We start from the raw sequence: 24,327 nt of genomic DNA, 5'->3' as shown, positions 1-24,327 counted from the left end.
TCGTTACTCTTTAGCAAACCAGGCGGAAACCAGCCCGTAAACCAGCACCTGGGAAAACCAGACCCACCACCCGGCCCACAGGTTGTGAGAGAAAAAATGCGCGCCGCGCATGACCTGCCCGAATCCCATCAGCAGCCCCATAACAACGCCCAACGCGACAAAGGTCCAGGCCAGGCGTGGACGTTCACGCCAGAAGGCAAAAAACAGCCCCATCACCATAAACCCGCTTGAGGCGTGGCCGCCGGGAAAGCAGCGTCCCGGTCCGCTGTCTGCCGGAATCGCGCTGAACAGGGGATACGAGACGGCTTTGCCGCCATACTCCACCAGATCCCACGGACAGCTGTGGTGGCTCATGCTTTTCAGGGCTCCTACAACGAGCGCGCCCAGACCCATCAGAAGCGCGGCTGTCACCAGCCGGGCATTGCGTCTGTAAGTCCCGTAAACCAGCGCGATGACGGCCAGGGCAATGGCCACATATTTCGCCAGCCGATGGTTGAGCAGATCCAGCAGCGGATTTTGCTGTAGCGGGAAATGATGCGTCGCCGCGTCATACCAGAAGCCGGTGATCCATCGGTCAAGCGATTCATCACGCGAAAGCCAGGTAAAAAGCAGCGCAAGGACGATCAGCACGAAAAGCTGATAACCATAAAAGCGGGCAGGCAAACGGTAAAGGCGTTTTGTCTTATTTGTCGGTAACTTAGATAATTCTGAAGGGCTGACGGCGTGTGTCATAGTTTCGGTCAATAACGTGAAATAGCACTATCATAAGGAGGGCAACTTAAGGAAACCTTAAACAACAACGATAAGTGCCTTATTTCTGTTTTTTCACGTTAATTTGCTATCTCAGACAGCGACAATTCATTACACTCATCGCGATTTTTTCATATTAAAGAGATTGCATGATAAACCGTTCTTCTTCCGGTAATCGTCTGGGTCGTCAGGCGTTACTTTTTCCTCTGTGTCTGGTGCTTTACGAATTCTCTACCTACATCGGCAACGACATGATCCAGCCAGGCATGCTGGCTGTGGTTGAGCAGTACAACGCAGGTATTGAGTGGGTACCTACATCGATGACCGCCTATCTCGCGGGCGGCATGTTTTTACAGTGGCTTTTAGGGCCGCTGTCGGATCGTATTGGCCGCCGCCCGGTGATGCTGACGGGCGTGGTATGGTTTATCGTCACCTGTCTCGCCACGCTGCTGGCGCAGAACATTGAGCAGTTCACGTTGCTGCGTTTTCTTCAGGGCGTGAGCCTGTGCTTTATTGGTGCCGTGGGCTACGCCGCTATTCAGGAGTCGTTTGAGGAGGCGGTATGTATCAAAATTACCGCGCTGATGGCGAACGTGGCGCTGATTGCACCGCTTCTGGGGCCGCTGGTGGGAGCCGCATGGGTCCACGTCGCGCCGTGGGAAGGGATGTTCGTGCTCTTTGCCGCGCTTGCGGCCATCTCTTTCTTTGGTCTGCACCGTGCGATGCCGGAGACCGCCACCCGCCTGGGCGAAAAGCTCTCGCTTAAAGAGCTGGGGCGTGACTATAAGGCGGTGCTGCAAAATGGCCGTTTCGTCGCGGGCGCACTGGCGACGGGCTTTGTCAGCCTGCCGCTGCTGGCGTGGATTGCCCAGTCGCCGGTCATTATCATCAGCGGCGAACAGCTTAGCAGCTATGAGTATGGCCTGTTACAGGTGCCGATTTTTGGCGCGCTGATTATCGGTAACCTGGTGCTGGCGCGTCTGACGTCACGCCGTACCGTGCGTTCGCTGATTATTATGGGCGGTTGGCCCATAGCGGCAGGGCTGATTATCGCGGCGGTGGCGACCGTAGCCTCGTCTCATGCGTACCTGTGGATGACGGCGGGGCTGAGCATTTACGCGTTTGGTATCGGCGTGGCGAATGCCGGTCTGGTACGCCTGACGCTGTTCGCCAGTGAAATGAGTAAAGGCACGGTGTCTGCCGCGATGGGGATGCTGCAAATGCTGATTTTCACCGTCGGAATTGAGGTGAGCAAGCATGCTTATGCGTTTGGCGGAAACGGGCTCTTCAGCCTGTTCAATCTCGCAAACGGTGTGCTGTGGGTAGGTCTGATGGTGGTGTTCCTGAAGGACAAACGCGTCGGAAACGCGCTGCAACCGTAATCCTTATTCCCTCTCCCCCGTGGGCGAGCTCGGGACAGTTCCCTCTCCCTGTGGGCTGAGGGATCCCCAGTAATTTGAAAGCAAAAGCGATAACGTTGCCTCAGAATAACTGAGGGCTTTCAGCGATGCCTCGGTCCGGCTGTAAATCGCTGAGGCGTTTCCTGTAGGCCGGGGCGAGGCGCAGGGATGCGCCGAGAGGGCGGGCTTTACAGGGATGTTACCTCCGCCCGTCCCCGATAAGCCGGAAGGAATAAGCCGAAGGCACCGCGAAGCGGCGATTTTCCGCCGGAAGCCCGGGTCGCCAGGGTGGTGGCGACTGAGCCACCCTGGCACGTTCACCGGTCATGTCGTGACAGAGTAGCAAGGAACATAAAGTGAACGGAATGACCACCAGAGCCGTATGTTCCCCCTCACCCCAGCCCTCTCCCTCAAGGGAGAGGGGGCCGTCTGTGCAGGCATTATTTTGTGGGGAACCCTCAGCCCTGTGGGAGAGGGTTAGGGTGAGGGCACCAGAGCGCACGGAATCAATTAAACGGCGCCCTCCCATCCAGCACCCTATCAATTACGTCCAGAACCCCTTCGTCATTATTGTTCGGCGCTTCATAGCGGGCCACCGCTTTAATATGCGGTCTGGCATTGGCCATCGCGAAGCCAAACCCAGCCTGGCGCAACATCTCCACGTCGTTACCGCTGTCGCCAAAGGCCACCACTTCACTGTCCTCAATGCCCCAGCGCGCTTGCAGGATCCGCAGGCCGTTAGCTTTGTGTACGCCGGGGATAATCAGGTCGATACTACCGTGTCCCGTGGTCACCGGCACCATGATGTCGCCAAGCTTCTCATGCAGCAGCGCCTGAATGCGCGGAATTTCGTCGTCAGAGACGTTTAGCCCGAATTTGAAGAAAATATCGTTGAGGTTGTCAAAGCTGCTGACGCTTTCAAGGCGGTGATAGTATTTCGCAGCAATCTCTTTGAAGAGGTCGTTATACGTTTTCAGCGTGTAGGCGCTGTTTTTTCCGCAGGCAATTATCTCAATGCCGGGCACGTCGTTTAACAGGGTGGCGACGGTCAGAAAATGCTCTTTCGACAGTTCGCCGTTAAACACGTCTTCGCCCGCATCTACCACCCAGCCGCCGTTTTCGGCGACGAAGGCAATTTCATGGGCGATCTCCGGGAAAAATGAGATCAGCTGGTAGTACTGGTTTCCGCTGGCGACCACAAAACGGATGCCTTGCGCTTTCATGCGCGCGTACTGCGCCAGAAAACGCGCGCGGTTATAGGTTTTCGCATCGCTCAGGAAGGAGCCATCCATGTCGACTGCAATCAGTTTAACGCTCATATCCCTTCTCCATTGACGTTGTTTCTGCTTCCGGTTTTGCCACCGCTCGCGCCACCAGGGCGGCAATAATGACTAACCCTAATACCACCAGCATCGCGCTGCGTAACCCGTAGTGCTCACCGAGGAATCCAAGCAGCGGCGGGCCCACCAGGAAAGCGAGGTAGCCCGTGGTCGCCACGACGCTCACGCGCGTCGGCGCGTCGGGGCCGGTATCGCTGGCAGCGGAAATGGTCAGCGGGAAGCCAAGGGAGGCGCCCAGTCCCCACAGGATCACCGACACGCCGGCAATCCAGTCCACATCCACAAAGATAATCATCGCGATGCCCAGCCCACCCAGCAGGGCGCTGGCACGGACGACAGCCACGCGGCTGTAACGGTCGATAAACCAGCCCCCGGTAAAGCGTCCGACGGTCATGCCGAGCGTAAACCCGGCGTAAATCAGCGAGCCGGAGGTGGGGCTAAATCCGTGCCCGTCCACCATCAGCAACGGTAGCCAGTCGTTGGCCGAGCCTTCAGCAAACGCCATCGCCAGCACCACCACGCCAATCAGCATTAGCTGGAAATCACGATAAAAGGGCAACCCTTTTTCCGCAGACTTCTGTTCGTCCGTGGCGTGTTGTCCTGTGCCTGCGGGAATAGCCCTGATGCCGGTGAGGATCGGGATAATACAGACCAGCGCCGCCAGCAAAATGTGCACATTGGCCGCAATGCCCAGCGCCGTCAGCGCCATCCCCACGCCCGCGCCCGCCAGCGTGCCGAGGCTGTAAAAGCCATGCATCATCGGCAGCACCGTTTTGTTCATCGCCTGTTCGACGGCGGCCCCCTCGACGTTAATGGCCACTTCCGCCGCACCAAAGCTGCCGCCAAATACCATCAGCCCAAGGGCAAACATCAGCGGCGAGGCGAACCACAGCGCCACGCTCAGACCGAGCATTCCCACCACGGCGCAGCACATGGTGGTGCGAATCACCGCGCGCGTGCCAAAGCGCTTCACCAGCCAGGCCGAGCAGAGGATGCCGCTCATCGAGCCAATCGACAGGCCAAACAGCACGATCCCCATCTCCGCCGTCGAGACGGACAGCGTATCGCGGATTGCCGGGGTGCGCGTTGCCCAGGAAGCCATCAGCAGCCCGGGGATGAAGAAGAACATAAACAGCGCCCACATGCGCAGATGCAGGGCTTTGCGAGGAGAAGTTAGCGTCATTGGGATCAGCACCAGAAGTACAACAATAGCGACAACACTAGCAACTTTGTGTACATTTGTACACAAACTGGATGAGGATTTTATGAGCAGACCACCGAACGACCCTAACCGCCGCGAGAAGATACTCCAGGCGACGCTGGACACCATTGCTGAGCACGGTATTCATGCCGTCACGCACCGCAAAATTGCCACCTGCGCAGGCGTGCCGCTAGGGTCGATGACCTACTATTTCGACGGGATGGAGTCGCTTCTGGAGGAGGCCTTCACGTGGTTTACGCAGCAGATGTCTCAGCAGTACCGGGATTTCTTCGCGGGGGTGACCGGGCGGGAGAGGGCGTGCGAGGCCGTTACCACGCTGATCCACAGTTCAGCCGTGACCACGCCACACAATATGGCGCTGATGTATCAGTTATACGCGTTTATGCACCGCAGCGCCGCGCTGAAAACGGTGATGCAGGACTGGATGAAGATGAGCCAGACTACGCTTGAGCAGTGGTTTGATCCGGCCACCGCCCGTGCGCTGGATGCGTTTATCGAGGGAATGACGCTGCATTTTGTAACCGACCGGTCGCCGTTAACCCGGGAGGAGATCCGGGTGATGGTGGGGCGGATTGCGGGCGAGGATACCATCTGATAGCGCTCGCCCCGGCCACGCCTGATGTCAGGAGATTTTTTTCCCGCTGGCGTCAACGACGACTTCGCCATCTTCCTTCGTAAATGCCCCTTTTTGCGCGTCCGGAAGGATGTCGAGAACGGCTTCAGAAGGGCGGCACAGACGGGTACCCAGCGGCGTCACCACAATCGGACGGTTAATCAGAATAGGGTATTGCAGCATGAAATCGATAAGCTGGTCGTCGGTGAAATGTCCCTGTGAAAGGCCCAGTTGCTCATAAGGCTCGACGTTTTTGCGCAGCAGATCGCCTATGGAAATCCCCATATCTGCAATCAGCCTGGTCAGTTCATCACGCGACGGTGGGTTATCAAGATAGAGAATAATTTCGGGTTCCGTACCGCTGTTGCGGATCATCTCCAGCGTATTGCGCGACGTGCCGCAGGCCGGGTTGTGGTAGATAGTGATATGGCTCATATCCGTTACTCATTACAGTGTGAAGGAGAGACGTAGCGCCAGCGCGGCAAGCGTCACAAAGAGAACTGGCAGCGTCATTATGATGCCCGTCCTGAAATAGTAGCCCCAGGTAATAGTCATGTTTTTCTGTGCCAGCACATGAAGCCATAGCAGGGTAGCCAGGCTCCCGATGGGGGTAATTTTCGGCCCCAAATCGCAGCCAATCACGTTAGCGTAAATCATCGCCTCTTTAACCAACCCTGTTGCAGCACTACCCTCAATGGAGAGCGCGCCAATCAGCACCGTTGGCATATTGTTCATTATGGATGACAGGAAGGCGGTGATAAATCCGGTTCCCAGCGTGGTGACCCAGAGTCCGTACCCGGCTAAGTAATCAAGAACGCCTGAAAGAGACTCCGTCAGCCCGGCGTTGCGCAGGCCATACACCACCAGATACATCCCCAGCGAGAAGATAACAATTTGCCACGGCGCGCCGCGCAGCACTTTTCCGGTGTTAATGGCGTGCCCGCGTTTAGCAACGGCAAACAAAATCAGCGCGCCAGTTGTTGCGATAGCGCTGACCGGGATACCCAGAGGTTCAAGCACAAAGAAACCGACGAGCAGTAGCAGCAGCACGATCCAGCCCGTTCTGAACGTCGGCAGGTCGTGAATGGCCAAAGCAGGCTCGCGGAGTTTTGCCAGGTCATATTCCGGCGGTATTTCCTTGCGGAAGAACAGATGCAGCATCACCAGCGTTGCGGCAATTGCGGCGATATCAACCGGGATCATCACCGAGGCGTATTCGCTAAAGCCCAGCTTAAAGAAGTCCGCCGACACAATGTTGACCAGGTTGGAGACAATCAGCGGCAGGCTGGCGGTATCGGCGATAAATCCCGCCGCCATCACGAACGCCAGCGTGGCCTGCTTGCTGAACCCCAGCGCCAGCAGCATGGCGATAACGATAGGCGTCAGGATCAATGCCGCACCGTCATTGGCGAACAGCGCCGCCACGGCCGCACCCAGCAGCACGATCCAGGTAAACAGCAACCGCCCGCGACCGTTTCCCCAGCGAGCAACGTGCAGCGCCGCCCACTCGAAAAAACCGGACTCATCCAGCAGCAAACTGATAACGATTACCGCGATAAACGTGGCCGTCGCATTCCAGACGATGTTCCAGACCACCGGAATATCGTTAACGTGGATCACACCGCTCGCCAGCGCCAGCGCGGCGCCAATGGTGGCACTCCAGCCGATACTGAGCCCTTTGGGCTGCCAGATAACCAGTACCAGCGTAAACAGAAAAATAGCCCCTGCCAGAAACATCTTTTACTCCGTTATATCTGTTTTTGTGAATGTGTCGTGGTCAGCAAGAGCCCGGGAGGCGGTTTTTCAGCTTCATACGTGTCTCTTCTCGCAGGCAGTTCCAGCTGTTATCGATAACGGTTGCCGCCCACGCGGGCATGTTGGGAGAGAGACGGTAGTAGATCCATTTACCCTCACGACGATCGATGACCAGCCCGGCCTCGCGCAGTAAGGCCATATGGCGCGAGACTTTCGGCTGCGGCTCGTTGGTAGCGGAGCAGAGATCGCAGACGCACAACTCGCCCGCCTCACGCAGAAGCATGACGATGGAGAGGCGCGTTTCGTCGGAGAGGGTTTTGAAGAGCTGAACGGGGTGAAGCATCTGGGGATCCTGCGTGTTTTTTTATCATATACATTAAATCATATATGTTTGTGGCAGGTGAGGGAAGGGCAATAAGGGCAAATAAATGCCCTCAGTGAAGTACCACTACGTTGAGCCGTCGTCTTTGAGCCACAGACAGGGCGGGATTAGAAGATTAATGATTCCTGGTTTTGTTGAATATCTTCAATGTTATGAGACAGACGATCGTTGCAGATGTTAACAGAATCAAAATATCAATATTTGTATATGTTTCGTACATTGTCTCCCCATTAATATCACCATAGATGAAGCCGCAAATAGCAGTTGCAACGTCGTGGTTAATATAAGCTGTTGAAGGACCCAGCATACGTCCTGCCAGGAAGCTAATTAACACAAACCAGACGGCCTTAAGTAGTCTTGAGCCCCATTTACGGGCAAGGGTAGTGATATCCACCGTCAATAACCTCAATACAATTGCACGCGATATGTGAACGCATACATGGGACCTAAATAAATTCCGGTTTCAGAAGAGCGATTCCGAAATTGGAGTGGTGAGCGAGCTTTATGTAGACTTCTGCCGCTATACCCGGATGAAGCCTTCATTCCTTTTCCTGTCATCAGGTGGATTAATTCGTTCCAGCTTATGCCAGCTGCCTGTATCGAAGTTCAAACCCGATCATATCTACGCTCAATCGTTGTTCTTTTAAGATATTGACCAGGCAAAATTTAACCGCGCAAGAAGATCAGCTATACCGCCATGGAAATAAGGTAGTGTTATAAGTAATTGATAGGGAAGGGTATTAATTTCAGGAAACAAAAAACCCATCAACCTTGAACCAAAACGGCGGGGTTGATGGGCTCCACAAATTGGGGACATCAAAGAAAAGCAGTGGCACTAGTTATGACTGCCCCCTGATAAAAAAGTTCTGCGCGTAACGAAAATAATTTTCACCACGCGCAAACTTGAGACTTATCCGAGTCCTGGCCAGATGATGATGATCAGCGTACCTGCCAGCGTGAGCAGTACGTTAGCGATAGCATAGGTGCCCGCATACCCCAGTGCCGGGATGTTGCTGCGCGCGGTGTCGCTGATGATCTCCATCGCCGGTGCGCAGGTGCGCGCGCCCATCATCGCGCCGAAGAGCAGGGCGCGGTTCATGCGCAGCACGTAAGCGCCGAACAGGAAACAGATCACCACCGGTACCAGGCTGACGATAAGTCCGGAAACCAACATTTGCCAGCCGACCGCACCCAGGCCATTGCCAATGCCGCTCCCGGCGCTTAAGCCGACACCCGCCATAAAGACCATCAGACCGAACTCTTTCACCATGTTCAGCGCACCCTGAGGGATATAGCCGAAGGTGGGATGGTTCGCTCGCAGGAAGCCCAGCATGATCCCGGCGAACAGCAGACCGGCTGCATTACCAATGCCGAAGCTAAAGTTGCTGAACTGGAAGGTGATCATCCCGATCATCAGGCCGACAATGAAGAAGGCGCAGAAGGCTAACAGGTCCGTCACCTGGCTGTGGATTGAGATAAAGCCGATACGGTCGGCAACGGTTTTAACACGTCGGGCATCGCCGCTAACCTGCAACACATCGCCTTTATTGAGCACCACGTTATCGTCGATAGGCATTTCAATCTGGCTGCGGATCACGCGGTTGAGGAAACAACCGTGGTCGGTCAGCTTCAGCTGTGCCAGACGGCGACCCACGGCATTGTGGTTTTTCACCACAATCTCTTCGGTGACAATACGCATGTCCAGCAGGTCGCGGTCAAACACCTCTTTCCCGTTGCGGAAGCTCGGATCGAGACGCGCGTGGGCGTCCGGGTAGCCAACAAGGGCGATGTCATCGCCCATCTGGAGCACCGCGTCACCGTCCGGGTTTGCCAGAATGCCGTTACGACGGATACGTTCGATGTAGCAGCCGGTCTGACGGTAGATCCCCAGCTCGCGCAGGTTTTTCCCGTCGGTCCAGGCAACCAGCTCCGGCCCGACGCGGTAGGCGCGGATCACCGGCAGGTAAACTTTACGTTTGGAGTCCGTGTCCAGGCCGCGCTCGCGGGCGATGGTCTGGGCGCTGGTCTGGAGATCCTGATGCTGAAGTTTTGGCAGATAGCGCGCGCCAACAATCAGGCTCACCAGACCAATCAGATAGGTCAGGGCATAGCCCAGACTCAGGTTGTCCAGCGCGGAGGAAAGCGGCGTGCCGGCCATGCCAGAATGACGAAGCGTATCGCCCGCGCCGACAAGCACCGGTGTGGAGGTCATCGAGCCTGCCAGCATACCGGCCGTTAAGCCGATGTCCCAGCCAAACAGCTTGCCCAGCCCTAACGCAATCAGCAGGGCGCTGCCGACCATCACCAGCGCCAGCATCAGGTAATTTTTGCCGTCTCGGAAGAAAATGGAAAAAAAGTTCGGACCGGCTTCCACGCCTACGCAAAAAATAAACAGCATGAAACCTAAGTTAAGCGCGTCCGTGTTAATACTGAAATGTTGTTGACCTAATAACAGGGAGACGACTAAAACGCCAATGGAATTACCAAGTTGAACTGAACCCAGGCGTAATTTACCCAGACAAAGGCCCAGCGCCAGTACCACAAATAATAACAGGATGTAATTCCCATTTAACAAGTCTGCGACGTTTATATTCACGGAGGCTAACTTCTTGTTTACCAGTAAGTTGTTGAATGAAAGGACAATTTGGGCTACTGTTTTCAGAGTCAGGGAATCACTTTGCATCTCCCTGCTTCCTGATAAATACCCTAAACACTAGCAGTCGGTTAGTTTAATCGTAATAGCTACCGACAGCCACCTATTATCGCACGACTTCTGTGCGTGCTTTGGCAAGGATTGCCGCATTGCTTTATCTGACTGGGCGTCCACCGGACGATTTTTGTATTTGATAGAGATAAGTCAGGAGGATAGTTTGAACTTTAAACGAAACTGGGCTGGCGTAATCAGCTGTTTTTTGCTGTTTACGGTCGTTTGCATGTCACTCGCTTTTAACGTGAAAGGCGCCTTCAGAGCGTCCGGTCATCCCGAGCTGGGCCTGTTGTTCTTCATCCTGCCGGGGGTAGTAGCCGGTTTTCTCTCACGTAAAGGCGAGGTGGTGATGCCGCTTATTGGGGCAATGCTTGCGGCCCCGCTCTGCCTGCTTCTGATGCGCGTGCTGTTTCTCTCGTCGAGAAGCGTCTGGCAGGAAGTGGCGTGGCTACTGAGTGGCGTTTTCTGGTGTGCGCTGGGCGCGCTCTGTTTCTTATTTACGCGCAGCCTGCTGCAACAGCGGAAGCACCGTAAATAAAAACGCCCTCAGGGTGAGGGCGTCTTCGCATTACTGAGCCGCAAACAGGCCCAGGTGTTCTTTGGCGTAGGCCTCAAAATCGGTGCAGCCGCCGATGTGTTTCTGATCGAGGAAGATCTGCGGCACGGTTTCAACCGGTTTACCCACGGTTTTTTCCAGATCGGCTTTAGTGATGCCTTCCGCGTGGATATCCACATAACGGAAGTTGAAATCATCACGCTCTTCAGTCAGTTTCTCTGCCAGCTCTTTCGCGCGCACACAGTAAGGGCATCCTGGACGACCAAAAATTACTGCAAACATTTCTCTCTCCTCAAAAAACAAGCCTGACGGCGAATAGCGCCTATAGTGCACGATAACCTGCCGTCATGGAAAGAAGGTTTCACCTGTCACTTTGATACAGTCAGGCTATGTTTCGCCAATTACATCAGGTGGATCATTGCCTATACTGGCTGCCATACGTTTTACGCAACACAAAGAGAGACAAAATGACGCCAACCATTGACCTGCTTCGTTCCCACCGTTCCATTCGCCATTTCACCGATGAGCCAATTACCCAGGCGCAGCGGGACGCGATCATCGACAGCGCAAGAGGTACCTCCAGCTCCAGCTTTTTGCAGTGCAGCTCCATTATCCGCATCACCGATCCGGCGATGCGTGAGCAGCTGGTAACGCTGACGGGCGGACAAAAGCACGTTGCCCAGGCGGCTGAGTTCTGGGTGTTCTGCGCCGATTTTAACCGTCACCTGCAAATCTGTCCTGAGGCCGAGCTGGGGCTGGCGGAACAGCTGCTGCTGGGCGTTGTGGATACGGCACTGATGGCGCAAAACGCGTTCACGGCGGCGGAATCACTGGGGCTTGGCGGCGTCTATATTGGCGGGCTGCGTAACAACATCGAAAGCGTGACGGAACTGCTGAAGCTGCCGAAACACGTGCTGCCGCTGTTTGGTCTGTGCCTCGGCTGGCCGGCGGATAACCCGGATCTGAAGCCGCGCATTCCTGCTGCGATGCTGGTGCATGAAAACCACTACCAGCCGGTCGACCAGGACGTTCTGCATCAATACGATGAAGAGCTGGCGAACTACTATCTGACGCGCGACAGCAACAACCGCCGCGACACCTGGAGCGACCATATTCGTCGCACCATCATCAAGGAGAACCGCCCGTTCATTCTCGACTACCTGCACAAACAGGGCTGGGCAACGCGGTAGTCCATTCCTCCTGCTCCTCGTGTATGATAGGCAGGCTTTTACCATGTCTTTAGAGAGGTGCAGGGTGAAAATTGCCATATTGTCCCGGGATGGAACGCTCTATTCATGTAAACGCCTGCGAGAAGCGGCGGCGAAACGCGGACATCAGGTTGAGATCCTCGATCCGATGTCCTGCTATATGAACATCGACCCTGCGGCGTCGTCGATTCATTACAAAGGCCGCAAATTGCCGCATTTTGATGCGGTAATTCCCCGTATTGGCTCCCAGGTCACCTATTACGGCACGGCCGCGCTGCGCCAGTTTGAAATGCTGGGAAGCTATCCGCTCAATGAATCCGTGGCGATTTCCCGCGCCCGCGATAAGCTGCGCTCGCTGCAACTGCTGGCGCGCCAGGGGATCGATCTGCCCGTCACCGGGATTGCTCACTCCCCGGACGACACCAGCGATTTAATCGACATGGTGGGCGGTGCGCCGCTGGTCATTAAGCTGGTGGAAGGTACGCAGGGTATTGGAGTGGTACTGGCGGAGACGCGTCAGGCGGCGGAAAGCGTGATCGATGCGTTTCGCGGTCTGAATGCCCATATTCTGGTGCAGGAGTATATTAAAGAGGCTAAAGGGTGCGACATCCGCTGCTTTGTGGTGGGCGATGAAGTGGTGGCCGCCATAGAGCGGCAGGCGAAAGAGGGCGATTTTCGCTCTAACCTTCACCGCGGCGGTATCGCACGGGTGGCCCTTATCAGCGAGCGCGAGCGTGAGATTGCGGTGAAAGCGGCGCAGACGCTGGGCCTGGACGTGGCGGGGGTCGATCTGCTGCGTGCTGACCGCGGGCCGTTGGTGATGGAAGTTAACGCCTCGCCGGGGCTGGAAGGGGTGGAAAAAACCACAGGCGTCGATATTGCAGGTAAAATGATTGCATGGATTGAACGCCATGCGACGCCGGGATTTTGCCTGAAAACGGGCGGTTAAATGGATCGGCGCGCACTTTTTGCGTAATCTGGACAACGTTTTTATTTAAGAGGCTGCACTGCGATGGATTTACAGGTCGTACCTACACTGGATACGTTACGTCAATGGCTCGATGATGCCGGTATTACTTTCTTCGAATGCGACTCCTGCCAGGCGCTGCATCTGCCTCACATGCAAAATTTCGACGGCATTTTCGATGCCAAAATCGATCTGATTAACGACGTGATCCTTTTCTCCGCGCTGGCTGAAGTAAAGCCGTCCGCGCTGCTGGCGCTGGCATCCGATCTGTCAGCGATCAACGCCAGTTCTTTGACGGTGAAAGCGTTTCTCGACATACAGGATGATAATCTGCCAAAGCTGGTGGTTTGCCAGTCTTTATTCTCCGGCGCGGGGCTCTCGTTCAAGCAGTTCGCCTGGTTTATGCGCCTGAGCGAAGAGCAAATTTCCATGGTCATGATGGAAGCCAACGCACATCACCTGCTGTATAGTGCGGAAGATGACGCCGAGAATAATGATGCATCTCCCAATTTTCTCCACTAAGCCTGTCTGACTTTTGCGCAGTCGCTGCCAGAGCGGCTGCATAACACCGTTTTTTCTGCTGCTTTTAACCTTTCTTTAAAGAATTTTTCACCTCCTCTCCGGCCGTTTCGGCTTATCACGTAGACATAATCTGCATAAAAAATTGATAAAAGGCGTTTTTTCGTCTGGGCTATAGCCGGAGACACGGGCTACAGTTATTCTTGCGGTGCTTAAAAAAGCGAGCGGAACCTGCCGGGATGAGGGGGGTATTTTATTTCGGGCAGAGCGACAAACTATGCATGATTATTGCATATCTTCAGGCTGCACAGTTTTGGTTCGTTTGTTAACGAGCTTTCAGAAGGAATAACAATATGATCGCCTTGAATAAAAAATGGTTATCGGGTCTGGTTGCGGGTGCTCTGATGGCCGTCTCTGCCGGCACGCTCGCTGCGGAACAAAAAACGCTGCACGTCTATAACTGGTCTGACTATATTGCGCCGGATACCGTCGCCAATTTTGAAAAAGAGACCGGCATTAAGGTTGTGTACGACGTATTCGATTCCAACGAAGTGCTGGAAGGCAAACTGATGGCGGGCAGCACCGGTTTCGACCTGGTGGTGCCGTCGGCAAGCTTCCTGGAGCGTCAGCTGACCGCCGGTGTCTTCCAGCCGCTGGACAAGAGCAAATTACCGAACTGGAAAAACCTCGATCCGGACGTGCTGAAGCTGGTGGCGAAGCACGATCCGGACAACAAATACGCGATGCCTTACCTGTGGGCGACCACCGGTATTGGCTATAACGTGGATAAAGTCAAAGCGGCGCTGGGCCCGGACGTCAAGCTGGACAGCTGGGACGTAGTGCTGAAGCCGGAAAACCTCGAGAAGCTGAAAAGCTGCGGCGTCTCTTTCCTCGATGCGCCGGAAGAGATTTTCGCCACCGTGCTTAACTATCTCGGCAAAGATCCAAACAGCAGCAAGGCCGACGACTACACCGGTCCGGCGACCGACCTGCTACTGAAGCTGCGTCCGAATATTCGCTACTTCCACTCCTCTCAGTACATCAACGACCTGGCGAACGGGGATATCTGCGTGGCCATCGGCTGGGCGGGCGACGTCTGGCAGGCGGCGAACCGCGCGAAAGAGGCAAAAAACGGCGTGAATGTTTCCTACTTCATTCCGAAGGAGGGGGCGCTGGCGTTCTTCGACGTCTTCGCGATGCCGGCTGATGCGAAAAACAAAGAGGAAGCGTATCAGTTCCTCAACTACCTGATGCGTCCGGACGTGATTGCTCACATCAGCGACCACGTCTACTACGCCAATGGTAACAAGGCCTCCGAGCCGCTGGTGAGCGAAGAAATCCGCAATAATCCGGCGATCTACCCGCCAGCCGATGTGTTTGCCAAGCTCTTCACCCTGAAAGTGCAGGAACCAAAAATTGACCGTGTGCGTACCCGCGCGTGGACCAAGGTGAAAAGTGGTAAGTAACGGCGTTTGATATCGTTGCCCGGTAGCGCCGTCGCTTACCGGGCCGACAAATACCGTAGGCCGGGCAAGCGTTAGCGCCGCCCGGCGATGCGCACCCTGACGGTGCGTTTGCACCAGTGTTGATCTATGCCGGAGAGCACCCCGTGAATGACGCGATCCCCCGCCCGCAGGCGAAAGTCCGTAAAGCGCTGACCCCGCTTCTTGAAATTCGTAACCTCACCAAATCCTTCGACGGCCAGCATGCCGTGGACGATGTCAGCCTGACGATCTACAAAGGTGAAATATTTGCTTTGCTCGGCGCATCCGGCTGCGGTAAATCGACCCTGCTGCGCATGCTGGCCGGGTTTGAACAGCCCACCGCCGGGCAGATCGTGCTGGATGGGGTAGACCTCTCCAGCGTGCCGCCGTACCAGCGGCCCATCAACATGATGTTCCAGTCCTATGCCCTGTTCCCGCACATGACCGTCGAGCAGAACATCGCCTTCGGCCTGAAGCAGGACAAACTGCCGAAAGCCGAAATCACCGCGCGCGTGGCGGAGATGCTGAGCCTGGTGCATATGCAGGAGTTTGCGAAGCGTAAGCCGCATCAGCTTTCCGGCGGCCAGCGTCAGCGCGTGGCGCTGGCAAGAAGTCTGGCGAAGCGTCCAAAATTATTACTGCTCGACGAGCCGATGGGCGCGCTGGATAAAAAGCTGCGCGACCGGATGCAGCTGGAAGTGGTGGATATCCTCGAGCGCGTGGGGGTGACCTGCGTGATGGTGACTCACGACCAGGAAGAGGCGATGACCATGGCCGGGCGCATTGCGATCATGAATCGCGGTAAGTTCGTGCAGATCGGCGAGCCGGAAGAGATTTACGAACACCCGACAACCCGCTACAGCGCGGAGTTCATCGGCTCGGTGAACGTCTTCGAAGGGCTGCTGAAGGAGCGCCAGGACGACGGTCTGGTGATTGAATCGCCGGGGCTGGTACACCCGCTGAAGGTTGATTCTGATAACTCCGTGGTGGACAACGTGCCGGTTTACGTTGCCCTGCGCCCGGAAAAAATCATGCTTTGCGATGAGCCGCCCGCCGATGGCTATAACTTTGCCGTGGGCGAAGTGGTGCACATTGCCTATCTCGGCGATCTGTCGATTTACCATGTGCGCCTGAAAAGCGGCCAGATGCTCAGCGCCCAGTTACAGAACGAACACCGGTATCGCAAGGGACAGCCAACCTGGGGCGACGAAGTGAGCCTCTGCTGGGATGCGGACAGTTGCGTAGTCCTGACGGTATAAGGAGCGGTCATGAGTACACTTGAACCTCCAGCCCGCGTCAAAAAACCGGGCGGTTTCGCGCTCTGGCTGGCGCGCATACAGATGGCGCATGGCCGCAAGCTGGTCATCGCCATGCCCTATATCTGGCTGATCCTGCTGTTTCTGCTGCCGTTCCTGATCGTCTTTAAGATCAGCCTGGCGGAGATGGCGCGGGCGATCCCACCGTATACCGATCTGTGGGAGTGGGCCGACGGGCAGCTGACGCTGACCGTAAACCTCGGTAATTTCCTGCAACTGACCGACGATCCGCTCTATTTCGAAGCCTATTTGCAGTCGTTACAGGTTGCGGCTATTTCTACGATCTGCTGCTTGTTGATGGGCTACCCGCTGGCGTGGGCAGTGGCGCACAGCAAGCCGTCGACGCGAAATATTTTACTGCTATTGGTCATTTTACCGTCGTGGACGTCGTTCCTGATCCGCGTGTACGCGTGGATGGGGATCCTGAAGAATAACGGCATACTGAATAACTTCCTGCTGTGGCTTGGGGTGATCGACCAGCCGCTGACGATCCTGCATACCAACCTTGCGGTGTATATCGGGATTGTCTATGCCTATCTGCCGTTTATGGTGCTGCCGATCTATACGGCGCTGACGCGTATTGATTACTCGCTGGTGGAAGCCTCGCTGGATCTCGGCGCACGCCCGTTGAAGACTTTCTTCAGCGTCATTGTCCCTCTCACCAAAGGCGGAATCATCGCCGGATCGATGCTGGTGTTTATCCCGGCTGTTGGGGAGTTTGTGATCCCGGAACTGCTCGGCGGCCCGGACAGCATCATGATTGGCCGCGTGCTGTGGCAGGAGTTCTTCAATAACCGCGACTGGCCGGTGGCCTCGGCGGTGGCGATCGTCATGTTACTGCTGCTGATCGTGCCGATCATGTGGTTCCATAAACATCAGCAGAAACAGATGGGAGACCACGGATGAACAACTTACCGGTAGTACGCTCCCCGTGGCGAATTGCGATCCTGATTATCGGCTTTACCTTCCTGTATGCGCCGATGCTGATGCTGGTGATCTACTCGTTCAACAGCTCTAAGCTGGTCACCGTCTGGGCGGGCTGGTCGACGCGCTGGTACAGCGAGCTGTTCCACGATGATGCGATGATGAGCGCGGTGGGGCTGAGCCTGACCATTGCGGCGCTGGCGGCGACGATGGCCTGCGTGCTGGGCACGATTGCCGCGCTGGTGATGGTGCGCTTTGGCCGTTTCCGCGGGGCAAATGGTTTTGCATTTATGATCACCGCCCCGCTGGTCATGCCGGACGTGATCACCGGACTGTCGCTGCTGCTGCTGTTTGTCGCGCTGGCGCACGCCATCGGCTGGCCAGCGGATCGCGGGATGCTCACCATCTGGCTGGCGCACGTCACCTTCTGTACGGCATATGTGGCGGTGGTCATCTCCTCGCGGCTGCGCGAGCTGGATCGCTCCATTGAAGAGGCGGCGATGGATCTCGGCGCCACGCCGCTGAAGGTCTTTTTCATCATCACGCTGCCGATGATTATGCCGGCGGTGATCTCCGGCTGGCTGCTGGCGTTCACGCTCTCGCTCGACGATCTGGTTATCGCCAGCTTTGTGTCGGGACCGGGCGCGACGACGCTGCCGATGCTGGTCTTCTCCAGCGTGCGGATGGGGGTGAATCCGGAGATCAACGCCCTGGCCTCCATCATCCTTGGCGTGGTCGGAATTGTCGGATTTATCGCCTGGTATTTGATGGCGCGCGCGGAAAAACAGCGTGTGCGCGATATCCAGCGTGCAAGACGCGGCTGAAGGAATTACTATTTCCAGTGATGTGCCGCGTATGACGCGGCACTGTTTTTCAGGGAAGTAAAAACATTGGGATTCTTACAAAAAACACGTCATTCGCACGCCCGTCCGAACGTCCCTGCACTGGTGCAGGTGGCGGCGCTCGCCATTATTATGATCCGCTGTCTGGATGTGCTGATGATAATGAACACGCTGGGTCCGCGCGGAATGGGGGAATTTATTCACCGCAGCGCGCAGACGTGGAATCTGACGCTGGTGTTTCTCAGCAGCCTGATGCTGGTGTTTATTGAGATCTACTGTGCGTTCTCGCTGGTGAAAGGCCGTAACTGGGCGCGCTGGGTGTATCTGCTGACGCAGATCACAGCCGCAGGCTACCTGTGGGCCGCCTCGCTGGGCTATGGCTATCCGGAGCTGTTCAGCATACCCGGTGAGTCGCGACGTGAGATTTTCCATTCACTGGTGATGCAAAAACTGCCGGATATGCTGGTTCTGTTCCTGCTATTTGCACCAGCTTCGAGCCGGCGGTTCTTCCGCCTGCAATAATGTGTATAATCGCAGCCCTCGTGTTTCTTAAGGTTTTCATATGCAGTGCGCACTCTATGACGCCGGACGCTGCCGCTCCTGTCAGTGGATAGAACAGCCGGTCTCTCAACAACTCACCGCCAAAATGGCCAACCTGCAACAGCTACTGGCAGCACACGCGGTGGGCGAGTGGTGCGCACCCGTCAGCGGCCCGGAGCAGGGCTTTCGCAATAAAGCCAAAATGGTGGTCAGCGGCAGCGTTGAAAAGCCGCTGCTGGGGATGCTGCACCGCGACGGTACGCCGGAAGATTTAACCGACTGCCCGCTGTATCCCGCCTCGTTTGAGTCGGTGTTTAGCGCTCTGAAACCGTTTATCGCCCGGGCGGGGTTAACGCCCTATAACGTTGCCCGCAGGCGCGGCGAGCTGAAATACCTTCTGCTGACCGAAAGCCAGATCGACGGCGGGATGATGCTGCGCTTTGTGCTGCGTTCGGAAACCAAACTAGAGCAGCTGCGCGCGGCACTTCCGGGATTGCAGCAACAGCTTCCGCAGCTCAAGGTTATCACCGCAAATATTCAGCCGGTGCATATGGCGATCATGGAAGGGGAGAAAGAGATCTTCTTCACCGAACAGCATGCGCTGGAGGAGCGTTTTAACGGCGTGCCGCTGTGGATCCGTCCGCAAAGCTTCTTTCAGACTAACCCCACCGTCGCCAGCGCGCTGTACATCACCGCGCGCGACTGGGTGCGTGCGTTACAGGTTCATCACATGTGGGATCTGTTCTGCGGCGTCGGCGGCTTTGGCCTGCACTGTGCCACGCCAGACATGCAGCTCACCGGCATTGAGATCTCCGCCGAAGCGATTGCCTGCGCGAAGCAGTCCGCCGCGGAGCTGGGGCTGACGAATCTGCACTTCCAGGCGCTGGACTCCACGCAGTTCGCGACCGGGCAGGGCAACGTGCCGGAGCTGGTGCTGGTGAACCCGCCGCGCCGGGGCATCGGCCAGGCGCTCTGCGACTACCTGAGCCAGATGGCGCCGGAGTACATCGTCTACTCCAGCTGTAACGCGCAGACCATGGCGAAGGATATCGCCAGCCTGCCGGGCTACCGCATCGCGCGCGTTCAGCTTTTCGATATGTTCCCCCATACCGCCCATTATGAAGTGTTGACGTTGTTAACCAAAGCGTAGGCCGGGTAAGGCGAAGCCGCCCCCCGGCATAAACCCCACACAATGTTCAACAAAATGTGAACTCTTCCCCCCGGTGAAATCGGGTAAGCTTAAGCCATGAGAAACAAATAAAGGCTTACCCATGAAGCAGATCCTGCTGGTAGAAGATGACCACGATATCGCGGCACTCCTGCGTCTTAACCTGGAAGATGAAGGCTACGCCATTACCCACGAGCCCGACGGGGGCAACGCCTTACAGCGTCTTGAAACACAGCCGTGGGACGCGGTGATCCTCGATCTGATGCTGCCGAATGTTGATGGTCTGGATATTTGCCGCCGTATCCGCCAGATGACCCGTTACCTGCCCATTATCATCATTAGCGCCCGCAGCAGTGAAACTGACCGTATTACCGGCCTGGAAACCGGGGCGGATGATTATCTGGCAAAACCTTTCTCGGTGCAGGAGCTGATTGCCCGCATTAAGGCGCTGTTCCGCCGACAGCAGGCGATGGGCCAGGCGCAGACGGACGGCATTATTCAGGCGCACGGTCTGACTATCGATCCGCTGGCGCGCACCGTGCGTCTTAACGGTCAACACGTCGATCTCACTCCGCGTGAATTTGAACTGCTCTATTTTTTTGCTCGCCATCCTGGAGAGGTCTTTTCACGTCTGGCATTGCTGGAGCAGGTGTGGGGGTATCAGCACGAAGGCTACGAACACACCGTCAACACCCATATTAACCGCCTGCGCATCAAAATAGAAAAAGATGCCGCCGAGCCGGAGATCGTTCGCACCGTCTGGGGCAAAGGCTACAAATTCGCGGAGCAGAATCATGATGCGTCGCTTTAGCCTGAGCCAGCGCCTGACGCTGCTGTTTACGGTGTTACTGCTGCTCTGCGCCACCGTCGCCTGTGCGGTGCAGCTCTACAGTAGCATGCAGTACGGCAACGCGATGGTGCAGCGGCTCTCCGGCGGGCTGGCGCAGCAGATTGTGCAGCGGGAAGCGATTCTGGATTCGCAGGGCAGGGTGGATCGCAGCGCCTTAAAACCGCTGTTCGACCGGCTGATGACCTTTAATCCGAGCGTCGAGCTGTATGTTGTCTCGCCTGATGGCGATATCCTGGCCGATGCCGCCCCGCCGGGGCACATTCAGCGGCAAAAAATTGACCTCGCGCCGATACAGAATTTCCTGAGCGGGACGGTGATGCCGGTGTTTGGCGACGATCCCCGAAGCCAGAATAAGAAAGTCTTCAGCGCCACCCCGCTGCGGCAGGACGGCGAGCTGAAGGGGTATCTGTACATTATTTTGCAGGGGGAAGAGTCCAACGCGCTGGCGGAGATGGCCTGGCACAAAGCGCTCTGGAGTACGGCGCTGTGGTCGATGCTGCTGGTGGCGCTGTTTGGTCTGCTGGCGGGGGTGCTGCTCTGGTACTGGGTGACGCGCCCGGTTAAAGAGCTCACGCTGGACGTGGCCGGGCTGGAGCAGGACAGCATCAGCGCGATTAAGCAGCTGGCGGCCCAGCCGCTTGAGCCTGCCGGCCAGGATGAAGTGGCGATCCTGCGCAATACCTTTATCGAGCTGGCGCGCAAAATCACCTCTCAGTGGGATCGGCTGGCCGACAGCGACCGCCAGCGCCGGGAGTTTATCGCCAACATTTCGCACGACTTACGCACCCCGCTGACGTCGCTGCTGGGTTATCTGGAAACGCTGTCGCTCAAATCCGCCACGCTGTCGCCGCAGGAGCATCAGCAGTACCTCGCTACCGCGCTGCGTCAGGGGCAAAAGGTACGCCATCTGTCGCAGCAGCTGTTCGAGCTGGCGCGTCTTGAGCACGGCGGCATCAAGCCCCAGCGCGAGCGTTTTGCCATGGCTGAACTGATTTCCGACGTGGCGCAGAAGTTTGAGCTTACCGCCCGCACGCGCGAGGTGAACCTGCGTATTGATGTGCCGGGGCGATTGCCGCTGGTGAACGCCGACGTGTCGATGATCGAGCGCGTGGTCACTAACCTTCTGGATAACGCCATCCGTCATACGCCGAGCGGCGGAGAAATTCGTCTGGCGGTCTGGCAGGAGAATGAACGACTTCAGGTCGAAGTGGCAGACGATGGTACGGGCGTAGATGCCTCGCTGCGCGACGATTTGTTCCAGCGGCCTTCAGCGTTAAATCCTCAGGCGTCGCGAGAGAACCGTGGGGGATTAGGGCTGTTAATCGTGAAGAGAATGCTGGAGCTGCACGGCGGTGGGATCAGGCTGATGGAGTCCGTGAGCGGGGCGCGGTTCAGGTTCTTTGTACCGCTATGAGAAATTGCCGGGTGGCGCTGCGCTTATCCGGCCTACAGACCACCCCCGCAGGCCAGACCACCCGGCAAAAAGAGATTACTGAGGGAACCACTGCTCGCTGATTTTCTGGTACGTACCGTCAGCTTTGATCGCTTTCAGCGCGCCGTTCAGTTTCTCAAGCAGAGCCTTGTTATCCGGACGCACGGCAATACCGAGGCCGGTGCCGAAATACTGCGGATCGGTCACTTTCTCCGTCGCTGTACCCAGCTGCGGGTTGGTTTTCAGCCACTCATTCACGACTGCGGTGTCGCCAAATACGCCATCGATACGGCCATTTTTCAGGTCGATAATGGCATTCTGGTAGCTGTCGTAGGCCACGGTTTTCACTTCAGGATGCTTGTCCTGGAGGTATTTCTGGTGCGTGGTGCCGTTCTCCATGCCGATGCGCTTGCCTTTCAGCTCGTCGAAAGATTTATAAGCTCCTTTCTTCGCAATCACCACCGCAGAGTTCGCGTAGTACGGGTCGGTGAACGCGACCTGCTTGCTGCGCTCTGGCGTAATGTCCATGCCGGAGATCACCGCATCGTATTTTTTAAATTTCAGGGACGGGATCAGGCTGTCAAACGCGTGGTTAGTAAAGGTGCAGTCGGCCTGCATCTGTTTGCACAGCGCTTTCGCCAGGTCAATGTCGAAACCGACGATCTGGTTGCTGGCATCCAGCGATTCAAACGGCGGATAGGTGGCAGAAACGCCAAAATTGATTTTATCGGCGGCGGATGCGCCAGCGGCGAAGGTTGCGAGTAATGCGGCCAGAACTAACTTTTTCATTGTAATGCTCCCGTCTGTCTTATTGATGCGCCGTGTCTGCGGCCTGGATGTACAATGCCAGTTAATGAATTTATATGCAATAAAAATGATTAAGTATTATTTCAATCACAAAAAAAAGCGGATAACCCATCAGGTTACCCGCTCCATGAATACCGTTTTATGCATTTGCGTGGTTAATTCCTGCGCTCAAACGCTAACGCCTTACGCTCGATAAGACGCATCATCAGCGTCAGCAGACCGTTGACCACCAGATAGACCAGACCCGCCGCACCGAACACCATTACGTCGTAGGTGCGTCCGTACAGCAGCTGTCCGTGGCCCATCACTTCCATCAGGGTGATGGTGTAGGCCAGTGAGGTGCTTTTGAACACCAGAACGACTTCGTTGGAATAGGAAGAGAGCGCGCGCTTAAAGGCATAGGGCAGCAGGATCGCCAGCGTATCCTTCTTGCTCATGCCCAGCGCTCCGCAGGACTGCCACTGGCCTTCCGGGATCGCGCGAATGGCACCGTAGAACAGCTGCGTGGTGTAGGCGGCGCTGTTCAGCGAGAGGGCAATCAGGGCGCAGAGCCACGGTTCAGAGAGCAGGTGCCAGATCACCGGGTATTCCTGTAACGACGGGAACTGCCCCGGGCCGTAGTAAATCAGGAAGATTTGCACCAGCAGCGGCGTACCGGTAAAGAGCGTAATGTAGCCACGTACAATCCACACCAGCACTGGCGTTTTCAGCGTCAGGACGATGGTGAAGATCAGCGCCAGGATCAGCGCCACGATGATAGACGCGACGGTCAGCGTCAGGCTGGTGTGCAGCCCTTTCATCAGTTCGGGTAAATAATCCAGCATCAGCCTGGTCTCCGTTCAAAACGCGTTGCGCGCAGGTCAATACGCTTCAGAACGTACTGGCTCAGCAACGTGATCACCAGGTAGATTGCCGCCGCGACGATGTACCAGGTAAACGGCTCCTGCGTACGGGTGGCGATACTTTTGGTTTGCAGCATCAAATCGTTCACGCTGATCAGGCTTACCAGCGCGGTATCTTTCAGCAGTACCAGCCACTGATTACCCAGCCCTGGCAGGGCATGACGCCACATCTGCGGCATCACCAGGCGGAAGAAGATCGCCGCTTTCGACAGGCCCAGCGCCTGACCGGATTCCCACTGACCCTGTGGCACCGCTTTCAGCGCGCCGCGCAGCGTTTGCGACGCATAGGCTGAATAGAGCAGGGAGAGCGCAATCACGCCGCACAGGAACGGGCTGACGTCGAAGTTCTCGATCTGCATCTGCACCGGGATTTGCGCAAAGCCGAGATTAATCGTGAAGCCGTCCGACAGCGTTAACAGCAGCTGTGAGGAGCCGAAATAGATAAACAGGACCACCAGAATTTCCGGGAGTCCACGCAGCACAGTCACCAGCGCTGAACCGAGCCATGCGACAGGGCGCCACTTAACGGACTCCCACACCGCAAAGAACATCGCCAGTACGAGGCCGATAATCAGTGCACAAACGGCAAGGCCGACGGTCATCCCGGCGGCGCTTGCTAAAGGAAAAATTTCATTCATCAGGA

25 protein-coding genes are annotated in these 24,327 nt (G+C 56.4%); 14 read left to right on the top strand and 11 right to left on the bottom strand.

Annotated features, from left to right (window positions below; genetic code table 11):
• Nucleotides 1-3 precede the first annotated feature (3 nt).
• Nucleotides 4-732, bottom strand: a complete 729-nt coding sequence (locus SK53_RS08380; RefSeq protein ID WP_032657833.1) for a phosphatase PAP2 family protein — start codon at nt 730-732, stop codon at nt 4-6.
• Nucleotides 733-899: 167 nt separating this feature from the next.
• Between SK53_RS08380 and SK53_RS08375 the strand changes: the two genes are divergently transcribed.
• The gene (locus SK53_RS08375) at nt 900-2,132 is read left to right on the top strand and encodes an MFS transporter (RefSeq protein WP_022650680.1); all 1,233 of its coding nucleotides are present in this window, start codon (nt 900-902) and stop codon (nt 2,130-2,132) included.
• A 524-nt stretch (nt 2,133-2,656) separates the two neighbouring features.
• Here the strand turns inward: SK53_RS08375 and SK53_RS08370 are convergent.
• Nucleotides 2,657-3,469, bottom strand: a complete 813-nt coding sequence (locus SK53_RS08370; RefSeq protein ID WP_015571023.1) for a Cof-type HAD-IIB family hydrolase — start codon at nt 3,467-3,469, stop codon at nt 2,657-2,659.
• Nucleotides 3,459-4,673, bottom strand: a complete 1,215-nt coding sequence (locus SK53_RS08365) for an MFS transporter (protein WP_022650682.1) — start codon at nt 4,671-4,673, stop codon at nt 3,459-3,461. Before SK53_RS08365 ends, SK53_RS08370 begins: the two co-directional genes overlap by 11 nt.
• Nucleotides 4,674-4,755: 82 nt before the next feature.
• Here SK53_RS08365 and SK53_RS08360 point away from each other — a divergent pair, with 82 nt between their 5' ends.
• On the top strand, nt 4,756-5,307 hold the full coding sequence (locus SK53_RS08360; protein WP_048209040.1) for a TetR/AcrR family transcriptional regulator: 552 nt from the start codon (nt 4,756-4,758) through the stop codon (nt 5,305-5,307).
• Nucleotides 5,308-5,334: 27 nt separating this feature from the next.
• Here the strand turns inward: SK53_RS08360 and arsC are convergent, their stop codons facing one another.
• From arsC to SK53_RS08335, 4 genes are all read right to left on the bottom strand, one after another.
• Nucleotides 5,335-5,760 carry a glutaredoxin-dependent arsenate reductase gene (arsC, locus tag SK53_RS08355; protein WP_032608927.1) on the bottom strand — a complete coding sequence of 142 codons (426 nt, stop codon included), beginning with the start codon at nt 5,758-5,760 and terminating at the stop codon, nt 5,335-5,337.
• Between the two features lie 12 nt (nt 5,761-5,772).
• On the bottom strand, nt 5,773-7,062 hold the full coding sequence (locus tag SK53_RS08350) for an arsenic transporter (protein WP_022650685.1): 1,290 nt from the start codon (nt 7,060-7,062) through the stop codon (nt 5,773-5,775).
• A gap of 40 nt (nt 7,063-7,102) precedes the next feature.
• Nucleotides 7,103-7,423, bottom strand: a complete 321-nt coding sequence (locus SK53_RS08345; RefSeq protein WP_022650686.1) for a metalloregulator ArsR/SmtB family transcription factor — start codon at nt 7,421-7,423, stop codon at nt 7,103-7,105.
• Nucleotides 7,424-8,372: 949 nt separating this feature from the next.
• Nucleotides 8,373-10,058, bottom strand: coding sequence for an aspartate:alanine antiporter (locus tag SK53_RS08335; protein WP_032610193.1), 1,686 nt, complete (start codon nt 10,056-10,058; stop codon nt 8,373-8,375).
• 274 nt (nt 10,059-10,332) lie between these two features.
• Here SK53_RS08335 and SK53_RS08330 point away from each other — a divergent pair, with 274 nt between their 5' ends.
• On the top strand, nt 10,333-10,707 hold the full coding sequence (locus SK53_RS08330; RefSeq protein ID WP_017384878.1) for an inner membrane protein YbjM: 375 nt from the start codon (nt 10,333-10,335) through the stop codon (nt 10,705-10,707).
• Between the two features lie 30 nt (nt 10,708-10,737).
• Here the strand turns inward: SK53_RS08330 and SK53_RS08325 are convergent, their stop codons facing one another.
• On the bottom strand, nt 10,738-11,007 hold the full coding sequence (locus tag SK53_RS08325) for a GrxA family glutaredoxin (protein WP_006809455.1): 270 nt from the start codon (nt 11,005-11,007) through the stop codon (nt 10,738-10,740).
• A gap of 185 nt (nt 11,008-11,192) precedes the next feature.
• Here SK53_RS08325 and nfsA point away from each other — a divergent pair, with 185 nt between their 5' ends.
• The 11 genes from nfsA to SK53_RS08270 all read left to right on the top strand — a co-directional run bounded on the left by nfsA (nt 11,193) and on the right by SK53_RS08270 (nt 21,957).
• Nucleotides 11,193-11,915: a nitroreductase NfsA gene (gene nfsA / locus SK53_RS08320; RefSeq protein ID WP_003858388.1), complete on the top strand. Its 723-nt coding sequence runs from the start codon at nt 11,193-11,195 to the stop codon at nt 11,913-11,915.
• Nucleotides 11,916-11,979: 64 nt separating this feature from the next.
• Nucleotides 11,980-12,882, top strand: coding sequence for a 30S ribosomal protein S6--L-glutamate ligase (gene rimK, locus SK53_RS08315; protein WP_048209039.1), 903 nt, complete (start codon nt 11,980-11,982; stop codon nt 12,880-12,882).
• 63 nt (nt 12,883-12,945) lie between these two features.
• The gene (locus SK53_RS08310; protein ID WP_003858385.1) at nt 12,946-13,422 is read left to right on the top strand and encodes a YbjN domain-containing protein; all 477 of its coding nucleotides are present in this window, start codon (nt 12,946-12,948) and stop codon (nt 13,420-13,422) included.
• A gap of 350 nt (nt 13,423-13,772) precedes the next feature.
• Nucleotides 13,773-14,885 carry a spermidine/putrescine ABC transporter substrate-binding protein PotF gene (gene potF, locus SK53_RS08305; protein WP_022650689.1) on the top strand — a complete coding sequence of 371 codons (1,113 nt, stop codon included), beginning with the start codon at nt 13,773-13,775 and terminating at the stop codon, nt 14,883-14,885.
• A 143-nt stretch (nt 14,886-15,028) separates the two neighbouring features.
• Entirely contained in the window at nt 15,029-16,162 is a 1,134-nt protein-coding gene (potG, locus tag SK53_RS08300; protein WP_017693732.1) for a putrescine ABC transporter ATP-binding subunit PotG, read from the top strand.
• A 9-nt stretch (nt 16,163-16,171) separates the two neighbouring features.
• Nucleotides 16,172-17,125 carry a putrescine ABC transporter permease PotH gene (gene potH / locus SK53_RS08295; protein ID WP_003858381.1) on the top strand — a complete coding sequence of 318 codons (954 nt, stop codon included), beginning with the start codon at nt 16,172-16,174 and terminating at the stop codon, nt 17,123-17,125.
• On the top strand, nt 17,122-17,967 hold the full coding sequence (gene potI / locus SK53_RS08290; protein ID WP_003858378.1) for a putrescine ABC transporter permease PotI: 846 nt from the start codon (nt 17,122-17,124) through the stop codon (nt 17,965-17,967). The genes potH and potI overlap by 4 nt, the downstream gene beginning before the upstream one ends.
• A gap of 42 nt (nt 17,968-18,009) precedes the next feature.
• Nucleotides 18,010-18,507 carry a YbjO family protein gene (locus SK53_RS08285; RefSeq protein WP_086527936.1) on the top strand — a complete coding sequence of 166 codons (498 nt, stop codon included), beginning with the start codon at nt 18,010-18,012 and terminating at the stop codon, nt 18,505-18,507.
• 40 nt (nt 18,508-18,547) lie between these two features.
• Nucleotides 18,548-19,675, top strand: a complete 1,128-nt coding sequence (gene rlmC / locus SK53_RS08280; protein ID WP_048209036.1) for a 23S rRNA (uracil(747)-C(5))-methyltransferase RlmC — start codon at nt 18,548-18,550, stop codon at nt 19,673-19,675.
• A gap of 121 nt (nt 19,676-19,796) precedes the next feature.
• The gene (locus SK53_RS08275; protein WP_048209034.1) at nt 19,797-20,504 is read left to right on the top strand and encodes a response regulator transcription factor; all 708 of its coding nucleotides are present in this window, start codon (nt 19,797-19,799) and stop codon (nt 20,502-20,504) included.
• Nucleotides 20,488-21,957: a sensor histidine kinase gene (locus SK53_RS08270; protein ID WP_048209032.1), complete on the top strand. Its 1,470-nt coding sequence runs from the start codon at nt 20,488-20,490 to the stop codon at nt 21,955-21,957. The genes SK53_RS08275 and SK53_RS08270 overlap by 17 nt, the downstream gene beginning before the upstream one ends.
• A gap of 75 nt (nt 21,958-22,032) precedes the next feature.
• On the opposite strand, the gene artJ is transcribed toward SK53_RS08270, so the two are convergent.
• The 3 genes from artJ to artQ form a co-directional block, all read right to left on the bottom strand.
• Nucleotides 22,033-22,764, bottom strand: a complete 732-nt coding sequence (artJ, locus tag SK53_RS08265) for an arginine ABC transporter substrate-binding protein ArtJ (protein ID WP_015571008.1) — start codon at nt 22,762-22,764, stop codon at nt 22,033-22,035.
• 173 nt (nt 22,765-22,937) lie between these two features.
• Entirely contained in the window at nt 22,938-23,606 is a 669-nt protein-coding gene (gene artM / locus SK53_RS08260; protein ID WP_003858369.1) for an arginine ABC transporter permease ArtM, read from the bottom strand.
• Nucleotides 23,606-24,322, bottom strand: a complete 717-nt coding sequence (gene artQ, locus SK53_RS08255; protein WP_003858367.1) for an arginine ABC transporter permease ArtQ — start codon at nt 24,320-24,322, stop codon at nt 23,606-23,608. Before artQ ends, artM begins: the two co-directional genes overlap by 1 nt.
• Between the last annotated feature and the right edge of the window lie 5 nt (nt 24,323-24,327).

Origin of the sequence: Enterobacter sp. MGH119 (genome assembly GCF_001037675.1) — a bacterium.
Lineage (GTDB): Bacteria > Pseudomonadota > Gammaproteobacteria > Enterobacterales > Enterobacteriaceae > Enterobacter > Enterobacter hormaechei_C.
Note: the sequence above shows the minus strand (reverse complement) of the source record. Positions and strands in the feature narration are given on the sequence as shown.

Bases quoted from the DNA above. Each gene is read 5' to 3' on its own strand.
- SK53_RS08380 (WP_032657833.1), bottom strand. From the start codon at position 732: ATGACACACGCCGTCAGCCCTTCAGAATTATCTAAGTTACCGACAAAT.
- SK53_RS08375 (WP_022650680.1), top strand. From the start codon at position 900: ATGATAAACCGTTCTTCTTCCGGTAATCGTCTGGGTCGTCAGGCGTTA.
- SK53_RS08370 (WP_015571023.1), bottom strand. From the start codon at position 3,469: ATGAGCGTTAAACTGATTGCAGTCGACATGGATGGCTCCTTCCTGAGC.
- SK53_RS08365 (WP_022650682.1), bottom strand. From the start codon at position 4,673: ATGACGCTAACTTCTCCTCGCAAAGCCCTGCATCTGCGCATGTGGGCG.
- SK53_RS08360 (WP_048209040.1), top strand. From the start codon at position 4,756: ATGAGCAGACCACCGAACGACCCTAACCGCCGCGAGAAGATACTCCAG.
- arsC (WP_032608927.1), bottom strand. From the start codon at position 5,760: ATGAGCCATATCACTATCTACCACAACCCGGCCTGCGGCACGTCGCGC.
- SK53_RS08350 (WP_022650685.1), bottom strand. From the start codon at position 7,062: ATGTTTCTGGCAGGGGCTATTTTTCTGTTTACGCTGGTACTGGTTATC.
- SK53_RS08345 (WP_022650686.1), bottom strand. From the start codon at position 7,423: ATGCTTCACCCCGTTCAGCTCTTCAAAACCCTCTCCGACGAAACGCGC.
- SK53_RS08325 (WP_006809455.1), bottom strand. From the start codon at position 11,007: ATGTTTGCAGTAATTTTTGGTCGTCCAGGATGCCCTTACTGTGTGCGC.
- nfsA (WP_003858388.1), top strand. From the start codon at position 11,193: ATGACGCCAACCATTGACCTGCTTCGTTCCCACCGTTCCATTCGCCAT.
- SK53_RS08310 (WP_003858385.1), top strand. From the start codon at position 12,946: ATGGATTTACAGGTCGTACCTACACTGGATACGTTACGTCAATGGCTC.
- potF (WP_022650689.1), top strand. From the start codon at position 13,773: ATGATCGCCTTGAATAAAAAATGGTTATCGGGTCTGGTTGCGGGTGCT.
- potH (WP_003858381.1), top strand. From the start codon at position 16,172: ATGAGTACACTTGAACCTCCAGCCCGCGTCAAAAAACCGGGCGGTTTC.
- potI (WP_003858378.1), top strand. From the start codon at position 17,122: ATGAACAACTTACCGGTAGTACGCTCCCCGTGGCGAATTGCGATCCTG.
- rlmC (WP_048209036.1), top strand. From the start codon at position 18,548: ATGCAGTGCGCACTCTATGACGCCGGACGCTGCCGCTCCTGTCAGTGG.
- SK53_RS08275 (WP_048209034.1), top strand. From the start codon at position 19,797: ATGAAGCAGATCCTGCTGGTAGAAGATGACCACGATATCGCGGCACTC.
- SK53_RS08270 (WP_048209032.1), top strand. From the start codon at position 20,488: ATGATGCGTCGCTTTAGCCTGAGCCAGCGCCTGACGCTGCTGTTTACG.
- artJ (WP_015571008.1), bottom strand. From the start codon at position 22,764: ATGAAAAAGTTAGTTCTGGCCGCATTACTCGCAACCTTCGCCGCTGGC.
- artM (WP_003858369.1), bottom strand. From the start codon at position 23,606: ATGCTGGATTATTTACCCGAACTGATGAAAGGGCTGCACACCAGCCTG.
- artQ (WP_003858367.1), bottom strand. From the start codon at position 24,322: ATGAATGAAATTTTTCCTTTAGCAAGCGCCGCCGGGATGACCGTCGGC.